The following is a 22,011-nucleotide window of genomic DNA, read 5'->3' as shown; positions in this document are numbered from 1 at the left end:
TCGCCCCAGTCCGGGGCGGCCTTCGTTTACGGCGTCACGTAATCGGAGACGACGACCCACTTGCCGTCCTTGATCTGCGACAGCCGTGACTGGTCGTTGCCCAGGCGCTTGGTGGCGGTGTAGGTGCTCTTCGGGCTGCCGAACATGTCGGGCTCGAAGGTGATGCTGTCCATCGCCTTGATGAAGCTGTCGGTCGTCAGGTTCGGGCCGGCCTTGGTCGCGGCCTTGATGAACGAGTCGATGATCACGTAGCCGTACACCGAGAACACGGTCGGGTCTTCGTTGAACTTGGTCTTGTACTTGTTGGCCCAGAAGCGCAGCGGCTGCGACTGCTCGTCGGTGTAGGGGTTCTGCACCGTCATGGTGGCGTACACGCCGTCCATGGCCTTGCCGCCCAGCTTGTGGATCAGGTCGGTGTAGGCCGCGCTCGAGCCCAGGAAGGTCGGGTTGAAGCCGGTCTTGCGCGACTCGCCCACGGTGCCGATGGTCTCGCGGATGATGGTGCCGAGCACCACGAGGTCGCAGTTGGCGGCCTTCATCTTGGCGACCTGCGAGCTGAAGTCGGTGGCGCCGCGCTTGAACGAGGTCTTCTCGGCCAGCTCCATGCCCGCAGCCTTCAGGCCGGCCTCGGCGCCGCGCTGCACTTCCAGGCCGAACTCGTCGTCCTGGTAGATCGTGCAGACCTTCTTGGCGCCCTTGTCCTTGATCATCTTGGGCAGCGCCAGGCGGATCTGGTCGTAGTAGGTGGCCGCGAACGAATACTTCAGTCGGTTCAGCGGCTCGTACATTTCGCGCGCCGCCGTGATCGGCATGTAGTTGACGACGTTCTTGTCGAACTGCACCGGCATCGCCGCCATGTTCTGCGCCGTGCCGATGTGGCCGGCCATGATGAAGATCTTTTCCTGGTTGACCAGCTTCTGCGCCGCCAGCACCGCCTTCTTCGGGTCGTAGCCCGAGTCCTCCACGAAGAGCTTGAGCTTGCGGCCGTTCAGCGTGCCCTGCTCGTTGAGCTCGTCCACGCGCAGCTGCATGCCGTTGCGCGCCTGCTTGCCAAAGCCCGCCAGCGGACCCGACAGGTCCTGAATCGTGCCGATGCGGATCTCGTCCTTGCTCACGCCCTGCTGCTGCGCGGACGCGAGCGTCGCGATCAAGCCCAGCACGGCCAGCGTCGTCAATGTCTTGAGCTTCGTCATAGCGTTGTCTCCTCGGGTTGGCAAAAAAGAGGTCAGCGGTACATGGCGTCGATGCGGCTGGCGTACTTGGTCTGCACCAGCTTGCGCTTGAGCTTCATCGTGGGCGTGAGCTCCTCGTCCTCGGCGCTGAGCTGCGTCTCGAGCAGGAAGAACTTCTTGATCTGCTCGACGCGCGCGAACTTGGCGTTGACGCGATCGATCTCGCCCTGGATCAGGTCCTGCACTTCCTGCGTGCGTGTCAGGCTCTCGTAGTTGCTGAACGGCACGTCGTGGTCCTGCGCGAATTTCTCGACGTTCTCCTGGTCGATCATGACGATCACCGTGAGGTAGGGCCTCTTGTCGCCGATCACCACGGCATCGGTGATGTAGAGGCTGAACTTGAGCTCGTTCTCCAGCTCGCTCGGGGTCACGTTCTTGCCGCCTGCCGTGATGATGATGTCTTTCATCCGGTCGGTGATGCGGAAATACCCGTCCTCGTCCATCACGCCCACGTCGCCCGTGTGCAGCCAGCCGTCGGCGTCGATGGTCTCGGCGGTCTTCTCCGGCAGATTCAAATAGCCCATGAAGACATTGGGGCCGCGCACCAGGATCTCGCTGGTGGCCGGATCGATGCGCACCTCGTTGTAGCCCGTGGCCGGGCCGATCGAGCCGGGCTTGATGCGCGTGACGGGCACGGCCGTGGACGCACCGCACGACTCCGTCATGCCCCACACCTCCAGCATGGGCACGCCCAGCGCGAGGTACCACTTGACCAGCTCGGGTGAAATGGGCGCCGCGCCGGTCACGAGAAAGCGCGCGCGGTGGATGCCGATGAGCTTGCGCGCGTTGTCCAGCGCCAGCAGCCGCGCCAGCCGGAACTTCAGACGCAGCCCCGTGCCGATCTCCTGCCCCGCGAGCACCCTGTTGGCGATGGTCTCGCCCACGCCGATGCTCCAGTGGTAGGCGGCCTGCTGCAGCGGGCTGGCCTCCTTCAGCGCGATCATCACGCCCGAATAGAACTTCTCCCACACGCGCGGCACGCCCGTGAACACCGTGGGCGCGATCTCGCGCACGTTCTCGGGCACCGTCTCGGGGTTCTCGACGAAGTTGAGGATCGAGCCCGTGTACATCGCGAAGTACTCGCCGCCCATGCGCTCGGCGATGTGGCACAGCGGCAGGAAGCACATGCGCTCGTCTTTTTCATCCTGCGCGATGAGCGTGTTGTAGCCGCGCGCGGTGTACACCAGCCCCGCGTGGCTGTGCATGGCGCCCTTGGGCTTGCCGGTGGTGCCCGAGGTGTAGACCAGGATGGCCAGGTCTTCGGGCCGGCAGGCCGCCACGCTGCGCTCCACCGCCTGCGGGTCGCCCGCCAGATGCGTGCGGCCGAGGGCGCGCAGCGCGTCCAGGCTCATCACGCCCGGGTCGTCGAGCTCGCGCAGGCCTTCCATGTCGAACACGACCACGCGGCGCAGGCCGGGCAGGCGGGCGCGCACCTCGAGCGCCTTGTCGAGCTGCTCGTCGTCTTCCACGAAGAGCACCGTGGTGCGCGAGTCTTCGCACAGGTACTGCACCTGCGAAGCAGCGTCGGTCGGGTAGATGCCGTTCGACACACCGCCGCAGCTCAGCACCGCCAGGTCGGCCAGCACCCACTCGATGACGGTGTTCGAAAGAATGGACGCGCACTCGCCGCGCGTGAAGCCGATGGCCTGCAGCCCGGCCGCGATCTCGCGCACGGCCTCGGCGGTCTGGCGCCAGCTCCAGCTGCGCCAGATGCCCAGCTCCTTCTGCCGCATCCAGATGTTGTCGCCGCGCTGGCGCACGGCGTTCCAGAACATGGCCGACAGCGTCTCGCCGGGCACGAGGATGTCGTGGCCGGGTTCGATGGTTCGCAGATCCCAGAGTCCTTGCATGGCGACGGCTACCTCCAGGTCTTCTTCTTTTTCCAGCGCCGCTCGCCGCGCACGCCGTCGTCCTTGACACCCAGGTAGAACTCCTTGATGTCGTCCTTCTCGCGCAGACGTTCGCACGAGTCTTCCATCACGATGCGGCCGTTCTCCAGCACGTAGCCGTGGTCGGCAGCGTTGAGCGCCATGTTGGCGTTCTGCTCCACCAGCAGGATGGTGGTGCCGCGCTCGCGGTTGATGCGCACCACGATCTCGAAGATCTCCTTGGTGAGCTTGGGGCTCAGGCCCAGGCTGGGTTCATCGAGCAGGATGAGGTGCGGCGCCGCCATGATGGCGCGCGAGATGGCCAGCATCTGCTGCTGCCCGCCCGAGAGCAGCCCGGCGTCCTGCGTGGCGCGCTCGCGCAGGATCGGAAAGTAGGTGAAGACGGTCTCGATGTCCCGTGCCACGCCGTCGCGGTCCTTGCGCGTGTAGGCGCCCATCAGCAGGTTGTCCTTCACCGACAGCAGCGGGAACACCTCGCGCCCTTCGGGCACGTGGCTCAGCCCCTGCTGCACGATGAAGGCCGGGTCTTTCGCCGTGATGTCCTGCCCCTGGAACTCGATGCTGCCCTTGCGCGGATCGATGATCCCCGAGATGGTCTTGAGGATCGTCGTCTTGCCCGCGCCGTTGGAGCCGAGCACCGTCGCGATCTCGCCCTTGCGCACCTTCAGGCTCACACCGCGGATGGCCTTGATCGGGCCATAGGCGCTTTCGACGTTGAGCAGTTGAAGCACGACGTCGCTCATGCTGCTGCTCCCTGATTCAAGACGGAACATGCAGAGCCATCACGCCACCACGAAGCCCGGTGTGCGGTGCGGCGTGGGCGCCCCCTCTGTGCCGCCGAGGAGCGCAGCGTTTCGCGGATCAGGGCTCGCAGCTGTTTGAGCGAAGCGAGTTCTGCGAGACCCCGCGAAACGCGAGCACCGCAGGGCAGCCGCGAAGCGGCCGGCGCAGTGGGGGCGACCGCGCCGTGCCGCGCACCGGGCGTCTCCAAAGGGGTAACGAAGAAGCAAGTCACGCCACCACCCTCCGCAAACTGCTCACGTCATCCACAGTCCCAAGGTAAGCCTCGATGACCCGCGAATCCGCCTGCACCTCGCGCGGAGACCCGGTAGCCAGCACCTCGCCCTGATTCATGGCGAGCACGCGATCCGACACCTTGGAAACCAGCGACATGTCGTGCTCGACCATCAGCACCGACACACCCAGCTCATGCTGGATGTCCTGAATCCAGAACGCCATGTCCGCCGTCTCCTCGACATTGAGCCCCGAAGAAGGCTCGTCGAGCAGCAGCAGCTTGGGTTCGGTGCACAGCGCGCGCGCCAGCTCCACCACCTTGCGCACGCCGTAGGGCAGCCCCGCCACCATCGAGTCGCGGTAGTGCTGCAGGTCGAGCAGGTCGATCACCTGCTCCGCCTTCTCGCGCGCCGCGATCTCGGCGCGGCGCGTGGCCGGCGTGAAGAACACCTCGCTCCAGAACCCCGTCTGCCGGTGCGTGTGACGCCCGATCAGCAGGTTGTGCAGCACCGTCGCATGCTCGAACAGCTCGATGTTCTGGAAGGTGCGCGCAATGCCCAGTGCGGCAATCGCATGCGGCGCCTGCTGCGTGAGCGCGATCGCCCCACCCGCCTCACCATGCCAGGTGATCTCGCCCGTGGTCGGCGTGTAGATGCGGCTGATCAGGTTGAACACCGTCGTCTTGCCCGCGCCGTTCGGGCCGATGAGCGTGAACACCTCGCCGCGCCGCACGTCGAAGCTCACCTTGTTGACCGCCAGCACGCCGCCGAAGCGCACGCTCAGGTCTTTCGCGGAAAGAAGGACGTCGTTGCTCATCTCAGCCGGTCCGATTTGGTGAACGACTTCTGCCGCTTGAACAAACCCTTGCGGTAGAACGGGAAGAGCTGCAGCCAGGTGCGGATCTTGAGCCAGCGCCCGTACAGCCCCAGCGGCTCGAACAGCACGAAGGCGATCAGCACCAGCCCGTACACCAGCCCCTGCAGGCCGGGCGCCTGCCCGACCACCGCCGGCAACCAGTCCTTGCCCATCGAGATCAGCTGCGGCATCGCGATGAGAAAAATCGCGCCGAGGAACGCGCCGTGCACCGAGCCCAGCCCGCCGATCACCACCATCAGCAGCAGGTCGATCGACTGCAGGATGTTGAACTGGTCCGGCGAGATGAAGCTCAGCTTGTGCGCATACAGCGCGCCGCCCAAACCAGCGAGCGCGGCCGAGATCGCGAACGACATCGTCTTGTAGCGCGCCAGGTGGATGCCCATGCTCTGCGCCGAAATCTCCGAATCGCGGATCGCCACGAAGGCGCGCCCCGTCGGCGAACGCAGCAGGTTCAGGATGCCCAGCGTGGACACCACCGCGACCACCAGGCACAGAAAGTAGAAGCCTTCGCCCGAGCCCAGCGACCAGCCGAACAGCTGCGGCGACTTCACATGCAGGCCCGCATTGCCGCCCGTCACGCTTTCCCAGCGCGCGAACACCTCCTCGACGATGAAGCCGAACGACAGCGTCGCGATGCCCAGGTAGATGCCCTTCACGCGCAGCGCCGGCATCGCCACCACCACGCCCACCGCCGCCGACAGCGCCGCCGACGCCAGCAGCGCGAGCGGGAACGGCACGCCCATGTTCGTCAGCACGCCCTGCGTGTACGCACCCGTTCCGAGAAACGCCGCGTGCCCGATGGAGAACTGCCCCGTGAAGCCCGCCAGCAGCATCAGCCCCAGGCCGACGATGCCGTAGATCAGCACGAAGGTCAGCTGCGCGAGCCAGTACTCGTCGATGACCCACGGCGCGACGAGCAGGAAGGCCACGAGCAGGCTGTACCAGAGCACGTGGCCGCCGTGCCGCGCAAGGCGGATGTCCTGGTCGTAACTGGTCTTGAAGATGAAGCGCATGGGATGTTCAGACCTTCTTGCGCAGCTTCTCGCCGAACAATCCGTTCGGCTTGATCATGAGCATCAGCAGCACCACGATGTACGGCGCCGTGTCCTTGAAACCGTCGGGCAGGTAAAAGCCCGCGAACGACTCGACGATGCCGATCACCAGCCCGCCGACGATCGCGCCCGGCAGGCTGCCGAAGCCCCCCACCACCGCGGCAGGAAAGGCCTTGAGCCCGATGAAGCCCATGTTCGCGTGCACGAAGGTGATGGGCGCCAGCAGCATGCCGGCGATGGCCGCCACCGCGGCGGCGAGCCCCCACACCAGCCCGTTGAGCCGCTTCACCGGAATGCCCATGTAGTAGGCCGCCAGCTGGTTCTGCGACGAGGCCTGCATCGCGATGCCCAGCTTGCTGTAGCGGAACATCGCGTACAGCAGGCCGCACAGAATCGCGGTGGCGACGATGATCACGAACTGCTCCAGGTTCACCACCAGCTCGCCCAGCTTCCAGATCTGGTCCTTGTAGGGCACCGCCAGCGTGTGGGTGTCGGTGCCGATGCCCGGCACCATGGTGATCAGGCCGCGCGCCACGTAGGCGATGCCGATGGTCAGCATCACGATCGAGAACTGCGGCTGCCCGAGGATCGGGCGGATCACCACCAGCTCGAGCAGCACGCCGAAGGCCGCCATGGCCACCACGGCCAGGAGCGCCGCAAGCCAGAACGGCATGCCGAACAGCGACATGCCCGCGAAGGCACCGAACGCGCCGAGCATCATCAGGTCGCCCTGCGCGAAGCTCACCGTTTCGGTGGCCTTGTAGATCAGCACGAAGCCCAGCGCGATGAGGCCGTAGATGCACCCTTGCGCGATGCCCGAGAGCAGGAGTTGGAGGATCTGCATGCGCTTACTGCCGGAACCCGCCGGCCGCGTCGTGCAGCGCGAGGCGGCGCGAGCCCGCCACGATGTCGCTGGGCTTGAGCCCGTAGACCTGGCGGATCGAATGGCTGAAGTGCGTGGAGTCGGGGTAGCCGGTGTCCAGCGCGATGTCGGTGAGCGTGCCGCTCTGGTGCACATAGCGCAGCAGGCTGCGCGCGCGCTTCCAGGCCCGGAAGCCGCGAAAGGCCATGCCGGTCTCCTGCTTGAACAGGTGCAAAAAGCGCGAGAACGACAGGTGCACCGAGGCCGCGCAGTCTTCCGCCGAGGCCGGCGCGGCCGGGTCGGCCACGAGCATGTCGACCACCTTGCGGATGCGCGCGTCGAGCGGGCGCGGCACGAGCGGGCCGTCGAAGAACAGCGCGTCGAAATCGAAGCCGTCGAAGTCGATGCCGCGCGCCGAGGCCGCCAGCAGGTGGGCATGAACCTCGCGCATGCGCTGCACGAAGGCCGGCGCATCGACCGGGCCGCAGTGCTGCAAGAAGGCCGGCATGCGCGCGGGATCGACCGACTCCGATTCGATCAGCAGGTTGAAGATCAGCGGGCAGGCGCTCTCGACCTGGTGCGGCACGTGCGGCGGCACCACGATGAACTCGCCGCTTTGCCAGGCCCCGCCACCGATGCGGATGCGGTTGGGCGGCGCACCGGCGGGCGACACGTACACGCCGTGCCCGCCCATGGCGCGCTCGGCCGCGGCGCCGAGCAGCCCGGCGTAGAAGACGCGCTGCGGCGTGAGCCACATGAGGCGTTCGCCCTGCCGTGCATCGCCGCCCGAAGGCGTCGACGTCCTGGTTCGCTGCATGGTGTCTGTCTCCTGCATCGGTCGACGACGTCCGACCGGGGGGTGGCGTCGTGTTCGCTGGATCGTAGCGGCGGGGGCCTTGCGCGCGGCATCCATTTGCGCGGGGACTTTCCCTAGGCCGGCGCGAACGCGCGGCGCAGTTCCGGCGCGAACGCGCGGCGCAGTTCCGCCGCGCACAACGCGACGGCGGTGTGGGCCTCGTCGAGCACCTTCCCCATGGTGATGAAGCCATGGATCTGGCGCTCGAAGCACACGTAGTTCGCGCGGTTGCCGGCGGCCGTGAGCGCCTCGGCATACGCCGCGCCTTCGTCGCGCAGCGGGTCGTAGCCGGCCGTGAGCACGAGCGCCGGCGGCAGGCCCGACAGGTTGGTGTGCAGCAGCGGCGAAGCGCGCCAGTCGAGGTCGTGCTTCGCGTCGGTGATGTAGTGGTCGTGGAAGTAGGTCATCGTGTCGCGCGTGAGCAGGTAGCCCTGCCCGTTCGCCTGGTGCGACGGATGGCCGCGGCGCATGTCGGTGGCCGGGTAGATCAGGAGCTGGAACACGATCGGCAGGTCGCCCGCATCGCGCGCCGCGATCGACGCCACGGCCGCGAGGTTGCCGCCCGCGCTGTCGCCGCCCACCGCGAGGCGACTCGCATCGAGCCCCAGCGCGGCGGCCTCGCGGCGCACCCAGCGGGTGGCGGCGAGCACGTCGTCCACGGCGGTGGGAAAGCGGTGCTCGGGGCCCATGCGGTAGTCGACCGCGACCACCGCGCAGCCCGCGCCGTTGGCCAGCTCGCGGCACAGCACGTCGTGCGTGTCGAGGTCGCCGATGACCCAGCCACCGCCGTGGTAGTACACCAGCACGGGCAGCGGGCCCGGGCCTGCGCCGAGCGGCTTGTACAGCCGCACCGCAATGGTGCCGTGCGGCCCGTCGGCGGCGAGGTCGCGCACCTCGGCGACCTCGGCCGGCAGCGGCTGCGTGGCGGTGCGGCGCTCGCGGTAGTAGGCCCGCGCGTCGGCGGGCGACAGGGTGTGGGTCGGCGGAATGCCGCGCGCTTCGATGAAATCCAGCAAGGCGCGCGCCTGGGGATGCAGCATGGTGTCTCCGGTGAATCGAACGGAGCGCTCAGTGTGGAGGGCGGGGCGCCTGCGGGGTATCCGCATGCACCCGCACCCGACCGGCGTCCTGGCGACAAGACCTGCACCATGCCCGCACCGCTGCGGGGTCGCTTGCGAAAACTGGCTACCGGGGCCCGGCTCGCGGGTTCACCCGGAGGGTTCGGTCGCTCAGGCCGTGCGGGGCTTCACGCGCGAGGCGGCTTCCTTGGCGAGCTGGCGGGCCGTGTCGGTGTCGGCCGCGTGCACCAGCGCCACGCCCATGCGGCGCTTGACGAAGCTCTCGGGCTTGCCGAACAGGCGGATGTCGCTGCCCGGCACCTGCAGCGCCTCGGCCACGCCGTCGAAGGCGATGCCGGTGGCGTCCACGCCGCCGTAGATCACGGCGCTGGCGCCCGGGCTCTTGAGCGAGGTGTCGACCGGCAGGCCGAGGATGGCGCGCGCATGCAGCTCGAATTCGTTCTGCCACTGCGTGGCCATGGTGACCATGCCGGTGTCATGCGGGCGCGGGCTGACCTCGCTGAACCAGACCTCGTCGCCCTTCACGAACAGCTCCACGCCGAACAGACCCTGGCCGCCCAGGTCGGCCGTAACGGCCTGCGCGATCTGCTGCGCCTTCTGCAATGCGGCCGGTGCCATGGGGTGGGGCTGCCAGCTTTCCACATAGTCGCCGCTGACCTGCACGTGGCCGATGGGGTCGCAGAACTTGGTTTCGACGGCACCGGCCGCATCCTTGGCGCGCACGGTGAGCAGCGTGATCTCGTAGTCGAAGTCGATGAAGCCCTCGACGATGACGCGGCCATGGCTCACGCGGCCGCCGGCCATGGCGTAGTCCCAGGCCTTCTGCACGTCGGCGGGGCCGTCGATCTTGCTCTGGCCCTTGCCGGAGCTGCTCATCACGGGCTTGACGATGCAGGGATACCCGATGCCACCGTCGATGGCGGCCTGCAGCTCGGCCAGCGAGTCGCAGAACTTGTAGGGGCTGGTCGGCACGCCCAGCGTCTCGGCGGCCAGCCGGCGGATGCCTTCGCGGTCCATCGTCAGGCGGGCGGCGCGGGCCGTGGGAATCACGCGCACCACGCCCGCGTCTTCCAGCTGCTGCAGCATGGGCGTGGCGATGGCCTCGATCTCGGGCACCACCAGCGTGGGCTTCTCGGCCTCGATGAGCGCCTTGAGCTGGTCGGGGTCGCTCATGGTGATGGTGCGCGCGTGGTGCGCCACCTGCTGGCCGGGCGCGTTCTCGTAGCGGTCGACGGCGATGGTCTCGACGCCCAGGCGCTGCAGGGCGATCAGCACCTCCTTGCCGAGCTCGCCGGAGCCGAGCAGCATCACGCGGGTGGCGGAAGGGGACAGGGGAGTGCCGAGGGTGGTCATGCGAGGGCTCGAAAAAATGGGGTTGAAAACAATCGCAGCACTGTAAGCCACCCCGGGCCGGTGTCGCCCACGGGAACGGCTGCCCCTCCGGGCTGATTCACAATTACCGCCATTGCGCGACGGCGGCCTTGCGGCCGCCCTCGCCTCCGATTTTCTTTTTTTGTTTCAAGGAGCATTTTTCATGACGATTCAGACTGTGGGCATCATCGGCGCCGGCACCATGGGCAACGGCATCGCCCAGGCCTGCGCGGTGTCGGGTGTCAACGTGGTGATGATCGACGTGGCCCAGGCCGCCGTCGACAAGGGCATCGCCACCATCTCGGGCAGCCTCGACCGCCTCATCAAGAAGGAAAAGCTCACGGCCGAGCAGAAGGCCGCGGCGCTGGCGCTGATCAAGGGCTCGACCGACTACAACGACCTCAAGGGCGCGCAGCTGGTCATCGAGGCCGCCACCGAGAACCACGCGCTCAAGCTCAAGATCCTCAAGCAGGTGGACGAGCTGGTGGGCCCCGAGGTGATCATCGCGTCGAACACCTCGTCGATCTCGATCACGCAGCTGGCCGCCGCCACCTCGCGCGCCGACCGCTTCATCGGCATGCACTTCTTCAACCCGGTGCCGATGATGGCGCTGGTGGAGCTGATCCGCGGCTACCTCACGAGCGACGCCACGCACGACGCGGTGAAGGCGCTGGCCGAGAAGCTGGGCAAGTCGCCCATCACGGTGAAGAACGCGCCGGGCTTCGTGGTCAACCGCATCCTGGTGCCGATGATCAACGAGGCTTTCTTCGTGCTGGCCGAGGGCCTGGCCACGGCCGAGGACATCGACGCCGGCATGAAGCTGGGCTGCAACCAGCCCATCGGCCCGCTGGCCCTGGCCGACATGATCGGCCTGGACGTGTGCCTGGCCGTGATGGAGGTGTACCTGGAGCAGTTCGGTGACTCCAAGTACCGCCCCTGCCCGCTGCTGAAGGAAATGGTCGCCGCCGGCCAACTCGGTCGTAAAACGGGCCGCGGTGTGTACACCTACTGATCCGCAGCGCCACGACGACAACAACAAGGAGACAAAGACCGATGACTGCGACCGCCACCACCCCGCCCGCCGAAGGCTGCATCGACACGCAGGTGCTCGACCACGTGCTGCTGATCGGCATCAACCGCCCCGCCAAGCGCAACGGCTGGACGCCGCCGATGTTCAAGCAGCTGGCCGAGGCCTACACGCGCCTGGACGACGACCCCAGCCTGCGCGTGGGCGTGCTGCATGCGTTCGGCGACCACTTCACGGCGGGCCTGGACCTGCCGGCGGTCACCGAGTACATGAAGCGCGGCGAAAAAGCGATCCCGGCGGGGCTGGTAGAGCCGCACGATTTCGGCCTGGAGGGCTACCGCCGCCGCACCAAGCCGATGGTGGCGGCCGTCAAGGGCATCTGCTTCACGGTGGGCATCGAGCTGATGCTGGGCGCCGACATCGTGGTGGCGGCCGACAACTGCCGCTTCTCGCAGATGGAAGTGCAGCGCGGCATCATGGCCACGGGCGGCGCCACGCTGCGCATGGCCGAGCGCGCGGGGCTGGGCAACGCGATGCTGCACCTGCTCACGGCCGACGAATTCGACAGCGCCGAGGCCTATCGCCTGAACTTCGTGCAGAAGGTGGTGCCGGCCGGGCAGGAGCTGGACGAAGCGCTGCAGATCGCGCAGCGCATCGCGGCCCAGGCGCCGCTGGCCGTGCAGGCCACGCGGCTCAACGTGCTCAAGGCGATCGAACACGGGCCGCTGGCGGCCGTGGCGGAATTCATCGAGACGCAGAAACGCCTGTCGAACAGCGAGGACGCGGCCGAGGGCGTGCGCTCCTTCATTGAGCGCCGGCCTGCGCGCTTCAGCGGCCGCTGAGGCTGTTGATTTCCGTTCCGTTTCTGTCGTCCACTGGAGCCCGTTGCATGCCCTCTTCTTCTGTGTCGTCATTTCTCTTCTTTCAACGCACGGCGCTGGCCGCCGCCTTCACCCTTCTTGCCGTGAACACCAGCCTCGCCCAGACCCCGCCGGCGCCCGCGCTGCCCGATCCCGCCGCCACCTCGGTCGAGGCGCTGGGCTGGATGCAGGGCTTTCCGCCGCCGCCCGACAAGCAGATCACCTTCGACAACCCGGTCGGCGGCGTGTACCCGCGCATCCGCTGGAGCTTCTCGCACGTGCGCGAGACGGTGCCCACCGCCAACGTGTGGCGCGGCCCCGGCGCCGCCAGCCCGCTGCCGGCGGCCACGCCCCGCTTCGACATCGAGGCCGTGCGCTTCCAGCCCATGGGCGGCGGCGAGGCGCAGACCTTCGGCCAGATGATCGCGCGCACCTACACCGACGGCATCCTGGTGCTGCACCGCGGCCAGGTGGTCTACGAGAAGTACTTCGGCGCGCTCACGCCCGAGCGCCCGCACCTGGCGATGTCGGTCACCAAGTCCTTCGTGGGCACGCTGGCGGCCATCCTCGCGCAGGAAGGCACGCTCGACCCGTCGGCGCCGGTCACCAAGTACCTGCCCGAGCTCAAGGACACGGCCTACGGCGACGCCACCGTGCGCCAGGTGATGGACATGACCATCGGCGTGCGCTACTCCGAGAACTACGCCGATCCGAAGGCCGAGGTCTGGGACTATGCGCGCGCCGGCGGCATGCTCACGCAGGGCGCCAACTACGCGGGCCCGAAGTCGTTCTACGAATTCCTGGCCACGCTCAAGAAGGAAGGCACGCACGGCGACGCCTTTGCCTACAAGACGGTCAACGCCGAGGTGCTGGCCTGGATCGTGCGCCGCGCATCCAACCGCTCGCTGGCCGACCTGCTGAGCGAGAAGATCTGGCGCCGCATCGGCGCCGAGCAGGACGCGTATTTCATGGTCGACCGCATCGGCACCGAGTCGGGCGGCGGCGGCCTGAACACGGTGCTGCGCGACATCGCGCGCTTCGGCGAGACGCTGCGCAACGGCGGGCGTGCGCCCAACGGGCAGCAGGCGATCGCCAAGGCGGTGGTCGACGACATCCAGCGCGGCGCCGATCCGGCCAAGTTCGCGAAGGCGGGCTACGCGCTGCTGCCGGGCTGGAGCTACCGGAACATGTGGTGGGTCTCGCACAACCCGCACGGCGCGTACATGGCGCGCGGCATCCACGGCCAGAGCATCTACGTCGACCCGAAGGCCGAGATGGTGATCGTGCGCTACGCCGCGCACCCGATCGCCGCCAACGCGGGCAACGACCCGCTCACCCTGCCCGCCTTCCAGGCCATGGGCGAGGCGCTGATGAAGCCCGAGCCCTGATGAGGCGGTGAGAAGAAGGAAGACGGGTCAGCCGGCCGCCGCCGGGGCCCGTGCCTTCGCGATGACGAGCAGGCCGTCCATGATCAGGCTCTCGACCAGTTCGAAGTCCCCGTTCATGGCGGGCGCCATCTTCCAGCCCGCGCCGCCGGTCATGAAGCAGGCCGGCTCGGCGCCGCAGTGCGAGCGCACGTGCTGCACCATGCGCTCGACCGCCCCCGCGATGGCGTAGGTGCCGCCGCTGGTCAGCGCGTCGCTGGTGTTGGTGGGAAATTCGCGCACCTCGCCGGTGGGCACGTGCAGGCCCGCCGTGCCCGATTCGAGCGCGCGCAGCATGATGCCGTGGCCCGGCAAGATGAGGCCGCCCAAAAACTTGCCGCTGGCATCGATCGCCTCGACGGTGACGGCCGTGCCGATCAGCACCACCACCATCGGCCGCTCGGGCCCCTGCGACAGCATGCGGTGGCGCGCGCCGATCATGGCCACGAAGCGGTCGGCGCCCAGCCGCGTCGGATGGTCGTAGCCGTTGACGATGCCGGCCTCGCCCGCGCTCGACACCACCCAGCGCGGGGCGCAGTCGAAGCGTTCGGTGATCTGCTCTTCGGCGCGCCGCCGCAAGGTGTCGCCGGCCACGACGCAGCCCAGCATGGAACCGGGCGCCGGCAGCTCGGCCCAGGGGCCATCGGCCAGGCGTTCGATGTGGTCGAGAAACTCGGCACCATGGGCCTGCAGTGCCGCACCGGGGAAGGCCCCCTCGTAAAGCGCCCACTTGAGCCGGGTGTTGCCGATGTCGATGGCGAGGAAGGGGGAAGACATGCGCGCGATTATTGCGACTTTGTTGTTATTCCTGCTGGCGCCTCTTTGACAGTCGCGGCGCGGGCCTACGCGGAGGGTCCCGGTTCCACCGCTACATTCGCCTTTTCCATCCACCACGGCACAAGGAGAAAACCATGGGATTGCTCAGCTTCATCAAGGAAGCCGGTGAAAAACTGTTCGGCGGTTCGTCGGCCCAGGCGGCCACGCCCGATGCGAACACGGCAGCCGCCGCGGCCATCAAGACCTACATCGAGACCCAGAACCTCGGCCTCACCGGACTGGAAGTGACCTACACCGCCAGCAGCGGCGTCGTCACCCTCGCGGGCCAGGCGCCCTCGCAGGAAGCCAGCGAGAAAGCCGCGCTCGCCGCGGGCAACGTGGCCAACGTCACGAGCGTGGACAACAACCTCGTCGCCCCGGCCGCGCCACCCGCCCAGTACCACGACGTGGTGCGCGGCGACACGCTCTCGGCCATCTCGAAGAAGTACTACGGCGACGCCAACAAGTACAACGCGATCTTCGAGGCGAACAAGCCGATGCTGTCGCACCCCGACAAGATCTATCCGGGACAGAAGCTGCGCATTCCGGCACTCTGACCCCCGCAACGGCGCCTCGCTAGGCGCCGTTGTGCCGCCAGGCCCCTGGCGACACGCCGTACTCGCGCTTGAACGCGCGGTTGAAAGCGGCTTCCGATTCATAACCCACGCCTTCGGCAATGCGCGCCAGGTTGCCCTGGTCCTTGCGCAGCATGCCGGCGGCCAGGACCATGCGCCAGCGCGCCAGGTAGTGCATGGGCGGCGCGCCCACCAGTTCGGTGAAGCGGTCCGCCAGCACGCTGCGCGAGACGTGGATTTCCTGCGCCAGCGCATCGACCGTCCAGTTGCGCGCGGGCTCGGCGTGCATCAGCGCCAGGCAGCGACTCACGTGCGGGTCGCGCAGGCCCGCCAGCCAGCCCGGGTTGTTGGCGGGCATGGATTCGATGTAGCCGCGCAGCACTTCGGTGAACAGCACTTCCGCCACCTTCGCGGCCACCATCTCAGAGCCGGGCGTGTGCGACGCCGCATCCCCCAGGACGAAGTTGACCGACTGCTCGATCCACGGGCCTGCCGGCCTGCTGCGCAAGGGCGTGGTGAACAGGCGCGGGATGTTCGCCATGACGGGGTTGGGCGCGTCGCCTTCGTACGCGAACCAGCTGCAGACCAATAAGGTGCGCTCGCCCTGGCCGCCGTAGCGCACGCGCGCCAGCTCGGGGGCTCGCGGACTCACCACATGCGACATGTCCACCGCCGCATGCTGCAGGCCGCTGCCCAGCACATGCGAATCGCCATGCGGCGCGGCGATCACGTCGCCGGCGTGCGCGCGCAGCGGCGCCTCGCCTTCGACCTGGGCCCAGCATTCGCCTTGCAGCACGAGGTGGCAGATGGCGAGGCGCTGTGCGCCGGGCCTGAGCACCTGCGCGATGTCCGCGCCCCTGGGTACCTTGAAGCACCAGGGTGCATACATGTCCCCGTTCAGGAACAGCGCGCCCTCCAGGCGGATGGTCCGCAGCACGTCCGACAAGACATCCATGGTCACCTCCCGGCTAGCGAGGGCGGGGTTCCGGACAACAAGTCCGGCGAGACGGGCAATACAGGACGGCTTCGCGTCGGCACCATAGGTCCTGGTCGCCTTCGACCGATTCTAGACAGGAGTACCGCCATGCCCAAGTTCGTCATCGAGCGAGAGATCCCCGGCGCCGGCCAGTTCACCGCGGCGGACCTGAAAGCCATCTCGCAAAAATCCTGCGGCGTGCTCAGCAGCATGGGCACCGACATCCAGTGGATCCACAGCTACGTGGCCGACGACCGGATCTACTGCGTCTACCAGGCCACCGACGAGGCCCTCGTGCGCCGGCACGCGGAACTCGGCGGCTTCCCGGCCAACCGCGTGGACCGGGTGTACAGCGTGATCGACCCGGCCACGGCCGAGTGAGGCGGGCGGCGCGCTCTAGTTCTGGCGCCAGGGCAGCCCGCGCTTGCGCCAGCCGCCGATCAACCCGCGGTGCCCGCTCTCGTCCGGGTTGCCCTCGAAGCCTTCGAGGATGTTGTAGGCCTGCGCACCCAGCTCGGTCGCGCGCTTGGCCGCCGCGATCGAGCGCACGCCGCTGCGGCACAGCAGCACCAGCTTCTTGCCGCCCTCTGCGGCGGCGCGCACGCCGTCGTCGAAGGCCGGGTTGATCGCCATGCCCGGCCACTGCTTCCAGGCCAGCGGCACGGCGCCGGGCACGTAGCCGACCCACTCGCGCTCGGCGTCGGTGCGCACGTCCACCAGCACGGCCTCGCCGCTCGCCATCCACTGCGCCGCCTGCTCGGGCGTCACATCGCCGGCGTAGCCTTTTTCTCCAACGGGTTCACTCATGGTTGCTTTCTCTCTCGAATCTCTAGGGTAAGCCCGAAGCCTTTGGCGGCTGCGGGCGATCGATCTGCACGCCGGATGATGGAATTTTTCACCGGTTCGTGAAAACCCTGTTTGTCACAAGGTGTGGCGCGCCAAAGATGGCGGTCGCGGCCAGTCGAAACCATAACGTGAAGACGACGGCCTGGGTGTTCCGGTCAGAGAACTATATGGAGAGACACATGACAGACAGCAAATCGCCCCGCCGTCGCAGCCTTCTCAAGGGCGCGGCGGTGGCCGCAGGCGCGATGTCCGCGCCGATGGTCAGCATGGCCCAAACCACGTCGCTGCGTTTCCAGAGCACCTGGCCGGCGAAGGACATCTTCCACGAGTACGCCAACGACTTCGCCAAGAAGGTGAACGACATGGCCGGCGGGCGCCTGAAGATCGAGGTGCTGCCCTCGGGCGCCGTCGTGCCCGCCTTCCAGCTGCTCGAAGCGGTGAACAAGGGCACGCTCGACGGCGGCCACGGCGTGGTGGCCTACCACTACGGCAAGAACTCGGCGCTGGCGCTGTGGGGGTCGGGCCCCGGCTTCGGCATGGACGCCAACACCGTGCTGGCCTGGCACAACTACGGCGGCGGCAAGGCGCTGCTCGACGAGATCTACAAAAGCCTGAACATGGAAGTGGTGTCGTACCTGTACGGCCCCATGCCCACGCAGCCGCTGGGCTGGTTCAAGAAGCCGGTGGCCAAGGTCGAGGACATGAAGGGCCTGAAGTTCCGCACCGTGGGCCTGGCCGTGGACATGTTCACCGAGATGGGCACCGCGGTGAACCCGCTGCCCGGCGGCGAGATCGTGCCCGCGCTGGACCGCGGCCTGATCGACGCGGCCGAGTTCAACAACGCCTCGAGCGACCGCGTGCTGGGCTTTCCCGACGTGGTGAAGAACTGCATGCTGCAGAGCTTCCACCAGTCGGGCGAGCAGTTCGAGGTGCTGTTCAACAAGGGCAAGTACAGCGCCATGCCGCAGGAGCTGCGCTCCATCATCGACTACGCCGTGCAGGCCGCCAGTGCCGACATGAGCTGGAAGGCGGTGCAGCGCAACTCGCAGGACTACGCCGACATGAAGAAAGCCGGCATCAAGTTCTACAAGACGCCCGACGCCGTGCTGCGCGCGCAACTCGCGGCCTGGGACAAGACGGTGGAAAAGAAGGCCGGCGAGAACCCGCTCTTCAAGAAGGTGCTGGAGTCGCAGCGCGTGTTCGCCGAGCGTGCGCTGCAGTGGCAGAACGACTATGGCGTCGACTTCAAGATGGCCTACAACCACTACTTCGGGAAAAAGAAGAGCTGATGCTTCCCGTCGGCGCGCACGTCGTTCCTGCGCGCGCCTTCCCCCCGCACAGGGGGCAACACCGGTGGCCCGGCATCGCTGGCGCCACGGTGTTCCATGAACGGGCCTCGCCCATGCTGCTGCCGCCATGACCATCCAACGCTTCCTCCACGCCGTCGACCGGTTCAGCATGCTGGTGGGCAAGACCTTCTCGTGGCTCATCGTCGCGCTGATGCTGCTGGTGTGCGGCGAGGTGTTCAAGCGCTATGCGCTGAACGCGCCCACGGCCTGGATCTTCGATGCCAACAACATGCTGTACGGCACGCTGTTCATGATGGGCGGCGCCTACACGCTCTCGCAGGCCGGCCATGTGCGCGGCGATTTCTTCTACGGCAGCATGAAGCCGCGCACGCAGGCCGCGCTCGACCTCGTGCTGTTCGCGGTTTTCTTCCTGCCCGGCGTGGTGGCGCTCACCTGGTCGGGCTGGACCTACTTCGGTGAATCGCTCGCGATGCGCGAACAGACCTTCAACGCCGACCCGATTCCGGTGTACCCCTTCAAGTTCGTGATCCCCGTGGCCGGCGCGGTGCTGCTGGTGCAGGGCCTCGCCGAGATGGTGCGCTGCGTGCTGTGCCTGAAGACCGGCGTGTGGACGCCGCGCCTGAAGGACGCGGAAGAAATGGACGTGGTCGGCGACCAGCTCGCCAGCAGCAGCTACGTGAACGAGGCCGACAAGCGCGAGGTGATCGAGAAGGCCCACGCCATCGAACAGGCTGCGCAGCAGCGCAAGAGCGACACGACGGGAGGCGCAGCATGAGCGAACCCGCACTCGGCCTGCTGATGCTGGGCCTGATCGTCTTCGTGATCATGCTCGGCTTTCCCACGGCGTTCACGCTGATGGGCCTGGGCATGTTCTTCGGCTTCATCGCCTTCTACGACCCCGCCTCGCCCTGGCTCGACAACAAGGTCTTCGACCTGATGGTGCAGCGCGCCTTCGGGGCCATGACCAACGAGACACTGCTGTCCATCCCGCTCTTCGTGCTCATGGGCTATGTGATGGAGCGCGGCGCGCTCGTCGACAAGATGTTCCACAGCGTGCAGCTCGCCTTCCGCCGCGTGCCGGGCTCGCTGGCGGTGACCACGCTCATCGTGTGCACCTTCTGGGGCATCGCGAGCGGCCTGGTGGGCGCGGTGGTGGTGCTGATGGGCGTGATCGCGATGCGCCCCATGCTCAACGCGGGCTACGACACGCGCCTGGCAGCCGGCGTGATCACGGCCGGCGGCACGCTGGGCATTCTCATTCCGCCCTCGGTGATGATCATCGTGTACGCGGCCGTGGCCGGGCAGTCGGTGGTCAAGCTCTATGCGGCGGCGATGTTCCCGGGCTTCTTCCTCGCCCTGCTGTACCTGATCTACGTGATCGGCTGGGCCGTGCTGCAACCGAAGGTGGCGCCCAAGATGCCGATCGACCAGCAGCGCGCCCCCATCACGCCCTGGGTGGCCCACCTCGCGGCCAGCTACTCCCCGCGCATGCTGCCCGCGCTCGCCGCGGCCGTGGTGGCGCCGGGGCGTGCCTTGCGCGGCGCGGTCGAGGGCGTGCGCCTGAGCTGGTGGATGCTGCTGCGCGGCCTGCTGAGCGCGCTGGTGCCGCTGGCGCTGGCCGCCGTCACACTGGGCTCGGTGTGGTGGTACGTGACCATCTACTCGCAGAAGGACAACAACGCGGCCGCCCCGGTGGCCACGCAGCAGGCGACGCAGAAGACCGGCGAGCCCGCAGCCGCCGCGCCGGCCGTCGCCGAGCCGTCCGGCACCGGGCTGGCCGAGCCGCCGAGCACCGACGAACCCGCGAACACCACCGAAGGCAGCGGCCTGCAGGAGCCCCCCGGCGGCGTCGAGGAACCTCCGGGCAGCGAGCCCGCCGCCGCCCCTGCCGGTGAAGGTGGCCTGCAGCAGCTGGGCGACGCGGTCGAGGCACCCAAGACCGCCGCGGTGCCCGATGCCTTCTACACCGGCTTCTGGGTGGCCTGCCTCTTCACGCTCGCGCTGCTGGGCTGGTACTACTGGCGCATGGACGCGGAGCAGTTCGAGATCCTGCGCATGCTGGTGTCGTCTGTGATGCCGCTGGCCACGCTCACGCTGGTGGTGCTGGGCGTGATTTTGTTCGGCATCACCACGGCCACCGAGTCGGCGGCGGTCGGCGCGGCCGGCGCCTTCCTGATGGCGTGGCAGGCCGGCACGCTGAACTTCAAGAAGATCAAGGAGGCGGTGTTCCTCACGCTCAAGACCACCTCGATGGTCTGCTGGCTCTTCGTGGGCTCGGCGCTGTTCTCGGCGGTGTTCGCGCTGCTGGGCGGCCAGCGCATCGTCGAGGAGTGGGTGCTGAGCATGAACCTGTCGCCGCTGCAGTTCCTGCTGCTGTCGCAAGCGATCATCTTCGTGCTGGGCTGGCCACTGGAGTGGACCGAGATCATCGTGATCTTCGTGCCCATCTTCCTGCCGCTGCTGGCGCACTTCCAGATCGATCCGCTGTTGTTCGGCGTGCTGGTGTTCGTGAACCTGCAGGCGGCGTTCCTGTCGCCGCCGGTGGCGATGTCGGCCTTCTATCTGAAGGGGGTGTCACCGCCGCACGTGACGATCAACCAGATCTTTGCGGGGATGATGCCGTACATGCTGATCGTCATCCTGTGCATGGTGTTCATGTACATCTGGCCGGGGCTGACGCTGTGGCTGCCGCAGTACCTGTACGGCTGAGCAGGCACGCCTTCTCAGGCTGAGGCCGGGCGCCGCGCGAAGCGGCGGCGCTCGAGCAGCTCGAACAGGCCCATGCCCAGCAGCATGGCGCCCACGAAGACCAGCGCCTTGACCTCGCCCGTGCCGAGCGAGACCAGCGCGGGGCCGGGGCAGAAGCCCGCGATGCCCCAGCCGACGCCGAACAGCAGGCTGCCGCCGACCAGGCGGCGGTCGATGTGGCGCAGGCTGGGCAGCGTGAGCGGCCCGCCGAGCAGCGACTCCTTGCGACGGCCCGCGAGCAGGAAGCCGACGGTGCTCACCGCCACCGCGCCGGCCATCACGAAGGCGAGCGACGGGTCCCAGGCCCCGCCCACGTCAAGAAAACCCAGGATCTTGGCCGGGTTGGCCATGCCGGAGACGATGAGGCCGAGCCCGAAGACAAGGCCGGCGAGCAAGGAAGCAATGGCGGTCCACATGGCAGGTCTCCCGGTTCAGAGGTTCAACAGGTGGCGCACCACGAAGACCGTGGCGAACCCCGCGGCCATGAAAGCCAGCGTGGCGACCAGCGAACGCGGCGAGCGCCGCGCCAGCCCGCACACGCCGTGGCCGCTGGTGCAGCCCGCGCCGTAGCGCGTGCCCACGCCCACCAGCAGGCCGGCCAGCGCGAGCGTGCCGTAGCCCGCGTCGATCTGCGCCGCGGGCAGCACGGCGAAGAGCCCGTAGACGAGCGGCGCGCCGACCAGCCCGAGCACGAAGGCCGCGCGCCAGGCCATGTCGCCCTTCATGGGGCGCAGCAGGCCGCCCAGCACGCCGCTGACGCCGGCGATGCGCCCGTTGAGCAGCACGAACATCGCCGCGGAAAGTCCGATGAGCACGCCGCCGGCCAGTGCGGCCCAGGGCGTGAAATGAGGCCAGTCGATGGTGGGCATCTTCAGTTCTCCTTCGGGCAGTAGAGGCGGTACAGCACCGCCAGGATCTCAAGCAGGGCCGGGTCGGCCACGCGGTAGTAGATGTTCTTGCCCTCGCGGCGGGTGTCCACCACGCCTTCGGTGCGCAGCACCGACAGCTGCTGCGACAGGGTGGGCTGGCGGATGCCCAGCGTGCTTTCGAGGTCGCTCACGCACATCTCGCCCTGCGAGAGCTGGCACAGCAGCAGCAGCCGGGCCTCGTGGGCCAGCAGCTTGAGCACGGCGACGGCCTGGCCGGCGGCGCTGCGCAGCAGTTGGGGGTCGATGGCGTGGGTCGGGGTCTTCATGGG

The 22,011-nt window shown here is 67.8% G+C and carries 23 protein-coding genes; 8 read left to right on the top strand and 15 right to left on the bottom strand.

What is annotated here, in order from left to right; genetic code table 11:
* Positions 1-26: 26 nt before the first annotated feature.
* The 9 genes from AC07XP_RS28150 to purT all read right to left on the bottom strand — a co-directional run bounded on the left by AC07XP_RS28150 (position 27) and on the right by purT (position 10,213).
* A complete protein-coding gene (locus AC07XP_RS28150; RefSeq protein ID WP_062478783.1) occupies positions 27-1,193 on the bottom strand; it encodes an ABC transporter substrate-binding protein in 1,167 nt (388 codons plus the stop codon).
* A 32-nt stretch (positions 1,194-1,225) separates the two neighbouring features.
* Entirely contained in the window at positions 1,226-3,082 is a 1,857-nt protein-coding gene (locus AC07XP_RS28145; protein ID WP_495266513.1) for an AMP-dependent synthetase/ligase, read from the bottom strand.
* Positions 3,083-3,090: 8 nt separating this feature from the next.
* Positions 3,091-3,864: an ABC transporter ATP-binding protein gene (locus AC07XP_RS28140; RefSeq protein WP_056576626.1), complete on the bottom strand. Its 774-nt coding sequence runs from the start codon at positions 3,862-3,864 to the stop codon at positions 3,091-3,093.
* 268 nt (positions 3,865-4,132) lie between these two features.
* Positions 4,133-4,951 (bottom strand): ABC transporter ATP-binding protein, encoded by an 819-nt coding sequence (locus AC07XP_RS28135; RefSeq protein WP_095747054.1) that lies wholly within the window; start codon positions 4,949-4,951, stop codon positions 4,133-4,135.
* A complete protein-coding gene (locus tag AC07XP_RS28130) occupies positions 4,948-6,024 on the bottom strand; it encodes a branched-chain amino acid ABC transporter permease (protein WP_062478791.1) in 1,077 nt (358 codons plus the stop codon). The genes AC07XP_RS28135 and AC07XP_RS28130 overlap by 4 nt, the downstream gene beginning before the upstream one ends.
* Positions 6,025-6,031: 7 nt before the next feature.
* Entirely contained in the window at positions 6,032-6,907 is an 876-nt protein-coding gene (locus tag AC07XP_RS28125; protein ID WP_070061875.1) for a branched-chain amino acid ABC transporter permease, read from the bottom strand.
* Positions 6,908-6,911: 4 nt separating this feature from the next.
* Positions 6,912-7,742 (bottom strand): helix-turn-helix domain-containing protein, encoded by an 831-nt coding sequence (locus AC07XP_RS28120; RefSeq protein ID WP_369645464.1) that lies wholly within the window; start codon positions 7,740-7,742, stop codon positions 6,912-6,914.
* 113 nt (positions 7,743-7,855) lie between these two features.
* Entirely contained in the window at positions 7,856-8,821 is a 966-nt protein-coding gene (gene lipP1 / locus AC07XP_RS28115; RefSeq protein WP_495266512.1) for a LipP1 family hormone-sensitive lipase, read from the bottom strand.
* A gap of 189 nt (positions 8,822-9,010) precedes the next feature.
* The gene (gene purT / locus AC07XP_RS28110) at positions 9,011-10,213 is read right to left on the bottom strand and encodes a formate-dependent phosphoribosylglycinamide formyltransferase (protein WP_495266511.1); all 1,203 of its coding nucleotides are present in this window, start codon (positions 10,211-10,213) and stop codon (positions 9,011-9,013) included.
* A 181-nt stretch (positions 10,214-10,394) separates the two neighbouring features.
* On the opposite strand from purT, the gene AC07XP_RS28105 reads away from it, so the two are divergent.
* Genes AC07XP_RS28105 through AC07XP_RS28095 form a run of 3 tightly spaced genes read left to right on the top strand, consistent with a single transcriptional unit; the run spans position 10,395 to position 13,506 of the window.
* On the top strand, positions 10,395-11,243 hold the full coding sequence (locus AC07XP_RS28105) for a 3-hydroxybutyryl-CoA dehydrogenase (RefSeq protein WP_062478806.1): 849 nt from the start codon (positions 10,395-10,397) through the stop codon (positions 11,241-11,243).
* Between the two features lie 41 nt (positions 11,244-11,284).
* A complete protein-coding gene (locus AC07XP_RS28100) occupies positions 11,285-12,100 on the top strand; it encodes a crotonase/enoyl-CoA hydratase family protein (RefSeq protein WP_495266510.1) in 816 nt (271 codons plus the stop codon).
* Positions 12,101-12,147: 47 nt separating this feature from the next.
* A complete protein-coding gene (locus tag AC07XP_RS28095; protein WP_167395070.1) occupies positions 12,148-13,506 on the top strand; it encodes a serine hydrolase domain-containing protein in 1,359 nt (452 codons plus the stop codon).
* 27 nt (positions 13,507-13,533) lie between these two features.
* Here AC07XP_RS28095 and AC07XP_RS28090 read toward each other — a convergent pair whose 3' ends face one another.
* Complete coding sequence (locus AC07XP_RS28090) at positions 13,534-14,319, bottom strand: type III pantothenate kinase (RefSeq protein ID WP_062478816.1); 786 nt, start codon at positions 14,317-14,319, stop codon at positions 13,534-13,536.
* A gap of 134 nt (positions 14,320-14,453) precedes the next feature.
* Between AC07XP_RS28090 and lysM the strand changes: the two genes are divergently transcribed.
* Entirely contained in the window at positions 14,454-14,915 is a 462-nt protein-coding gene (lysM, locus tag AC07XP_RS28085; RefSeq protein ID WP_062478819.1) for a peptidoglycan-binding protein LysM, read from the top strand.
* Between the two features lie 19 nt (positions 14,916-14,934).
* Here lysM and AC07XP_RS28080 read toward each other — a convergent pair whose 3' ends face one another.
* Positions 14,935-15,888, bottom strand: a complete 954-nt coding sequence (locus tag AC07XP_RS28080) for an AraC family transcriptional regulator (RefSeq protein ID WP_139700444.1) — start codon at positions 15,886-15,888, stop codon at positions 14,935-14,937.
* Positions 15,889-16,017: 129 nt separating this feature from the next.
* On the opposite strand from AC07XP_RS28080, the gene AC07XP_RS28075 reads away from it, so the two are divergent.
* Positions 16,018-16,290 carry a DUF4242 domain-containing protein gene (locus AC07XP_RS28075; protein WP_095950262.1) on the top strand — a complete coding sequence of 91 codons (273 nt, stop codon included), beginning with the start codon at positions 16,018-16,020 and terminating at the stop codon, positions 16,288-16,290.
* 15 nt (positions 16,291-16,305) lie between these two features.
* Here AC07XP_RS28075 and AC07XP_RS28070 read toward each other — a convergent pair whose 3' ends face one another.
* Positions 16,306-16,716 (bottom strand): rhodanese-like domain-containing protein, encoded by a 411-nt coding sequence (locus tag AC07XP_RS28070; protein ID WP_495266509.1) that lies wholly within the window; start codon positions 16,714-16,716, stop codon positions 16,306-16,308.
* 218 nt (positions 16,717-16,934) lie between these two features.
* Here AC07XP_RS28070 and AC07XP_RS28065 point away from each other — a divergent pair, with 218 nt between their 5' ends.
* From AC07XP_RS28065 to AC07XP_RS28055, 3 genes are all read left to right on the top strand, one after another.
* Entirely contained in the window at positions 16,935-18,044 is a 1,110-nt protein-coding gene (locus AC07XP_RS28065; RefSeq protein ID WP_062478828.1) for a TRAP transporter substrate-binding protein, read from the top strand.
* A 127-nt stretch (positions 18,045-18,171) separates the two neighbouring features.
* The gene (locus tag AC07XP_RS28060) at positions 18,172-18,840 is read left to right on the top strand and encodes a TRAP transporter small permease subunit (protein ID WP_095747756.1); all 669 of its coding nucleotides are present in this window, start codon (positions 18,172-18,174) and stop codon (positions 18,838-18,840) included.
* Entirely contained in the window at positions 18,837-20,774 is a 1,938-nt protein-coding gene (locus AC07XP_RS28055; protein WP_495266508.1) for a TRAP transporter large permease subunit, read from the top strand. The genes AC07XP_RS28060 and AC07XP_RS28055 overlap by 4 nt, the downstream gene beginning before the upstream one ends.
* A gap of 14 nt (positions 20,775-20,788) precedes the next feature.
* On the opposite strand, the gene AC07XP_RS28050 is transcribed toward AC07XP_RS28055, so the two are convergent.
* From AC07XP_RS28050 to AC07XP_RS28040, 3 genes are read right to left on the bottom strand one after another with little or no spacing between them, the layout of a single operon-like run.
* Positions 20,789-21,229 (bottom strand): YeeE/YedE family protein, encoded by a 441-nt coding sequence (locus AC07XP_RS28050; RefSeq protein ID WP_159279515.1) that lies wholly within the window; start codon positions 21,227-21,229, stop codon positions 20,789-20,791.
* 15 nt (positions 21,230-21,244) lie between these two features.
* On the bottom strand, positions 21,245-21,682 hold the full coding sequence (locus AC07XP_RS28045) for a YeeE/YedE family protein (protein ID WP_369630483.1): 438 nt from the start codon (positions 21,680-21,682) through the stop codon (positions 21,245-21,247).
* Positions 21,683-21,684: 2 nt separating this feature from the next.
* Positions 21,685-22,008, bottom strand: a complete 324-nt coding sequence (locus AC07XP_RS28040; RefSeq protein WP_062478840.1) for an ArsR/SmtB family transcription factor — start codon at positions 22,006-22,008, stop codon at positions 21,685-21,687.
* Positions 22,009-22,011: the final 3 nt, after the last annotated feature.

The organism is Variovorax sp. GW531-E2 (assembly GCF_059423125.1).
The sequence above is the reverse complement of the archived record's forward strand: the minus strand, read 5'-3'. Positions and strand labels throughout refer to the sequence as shown.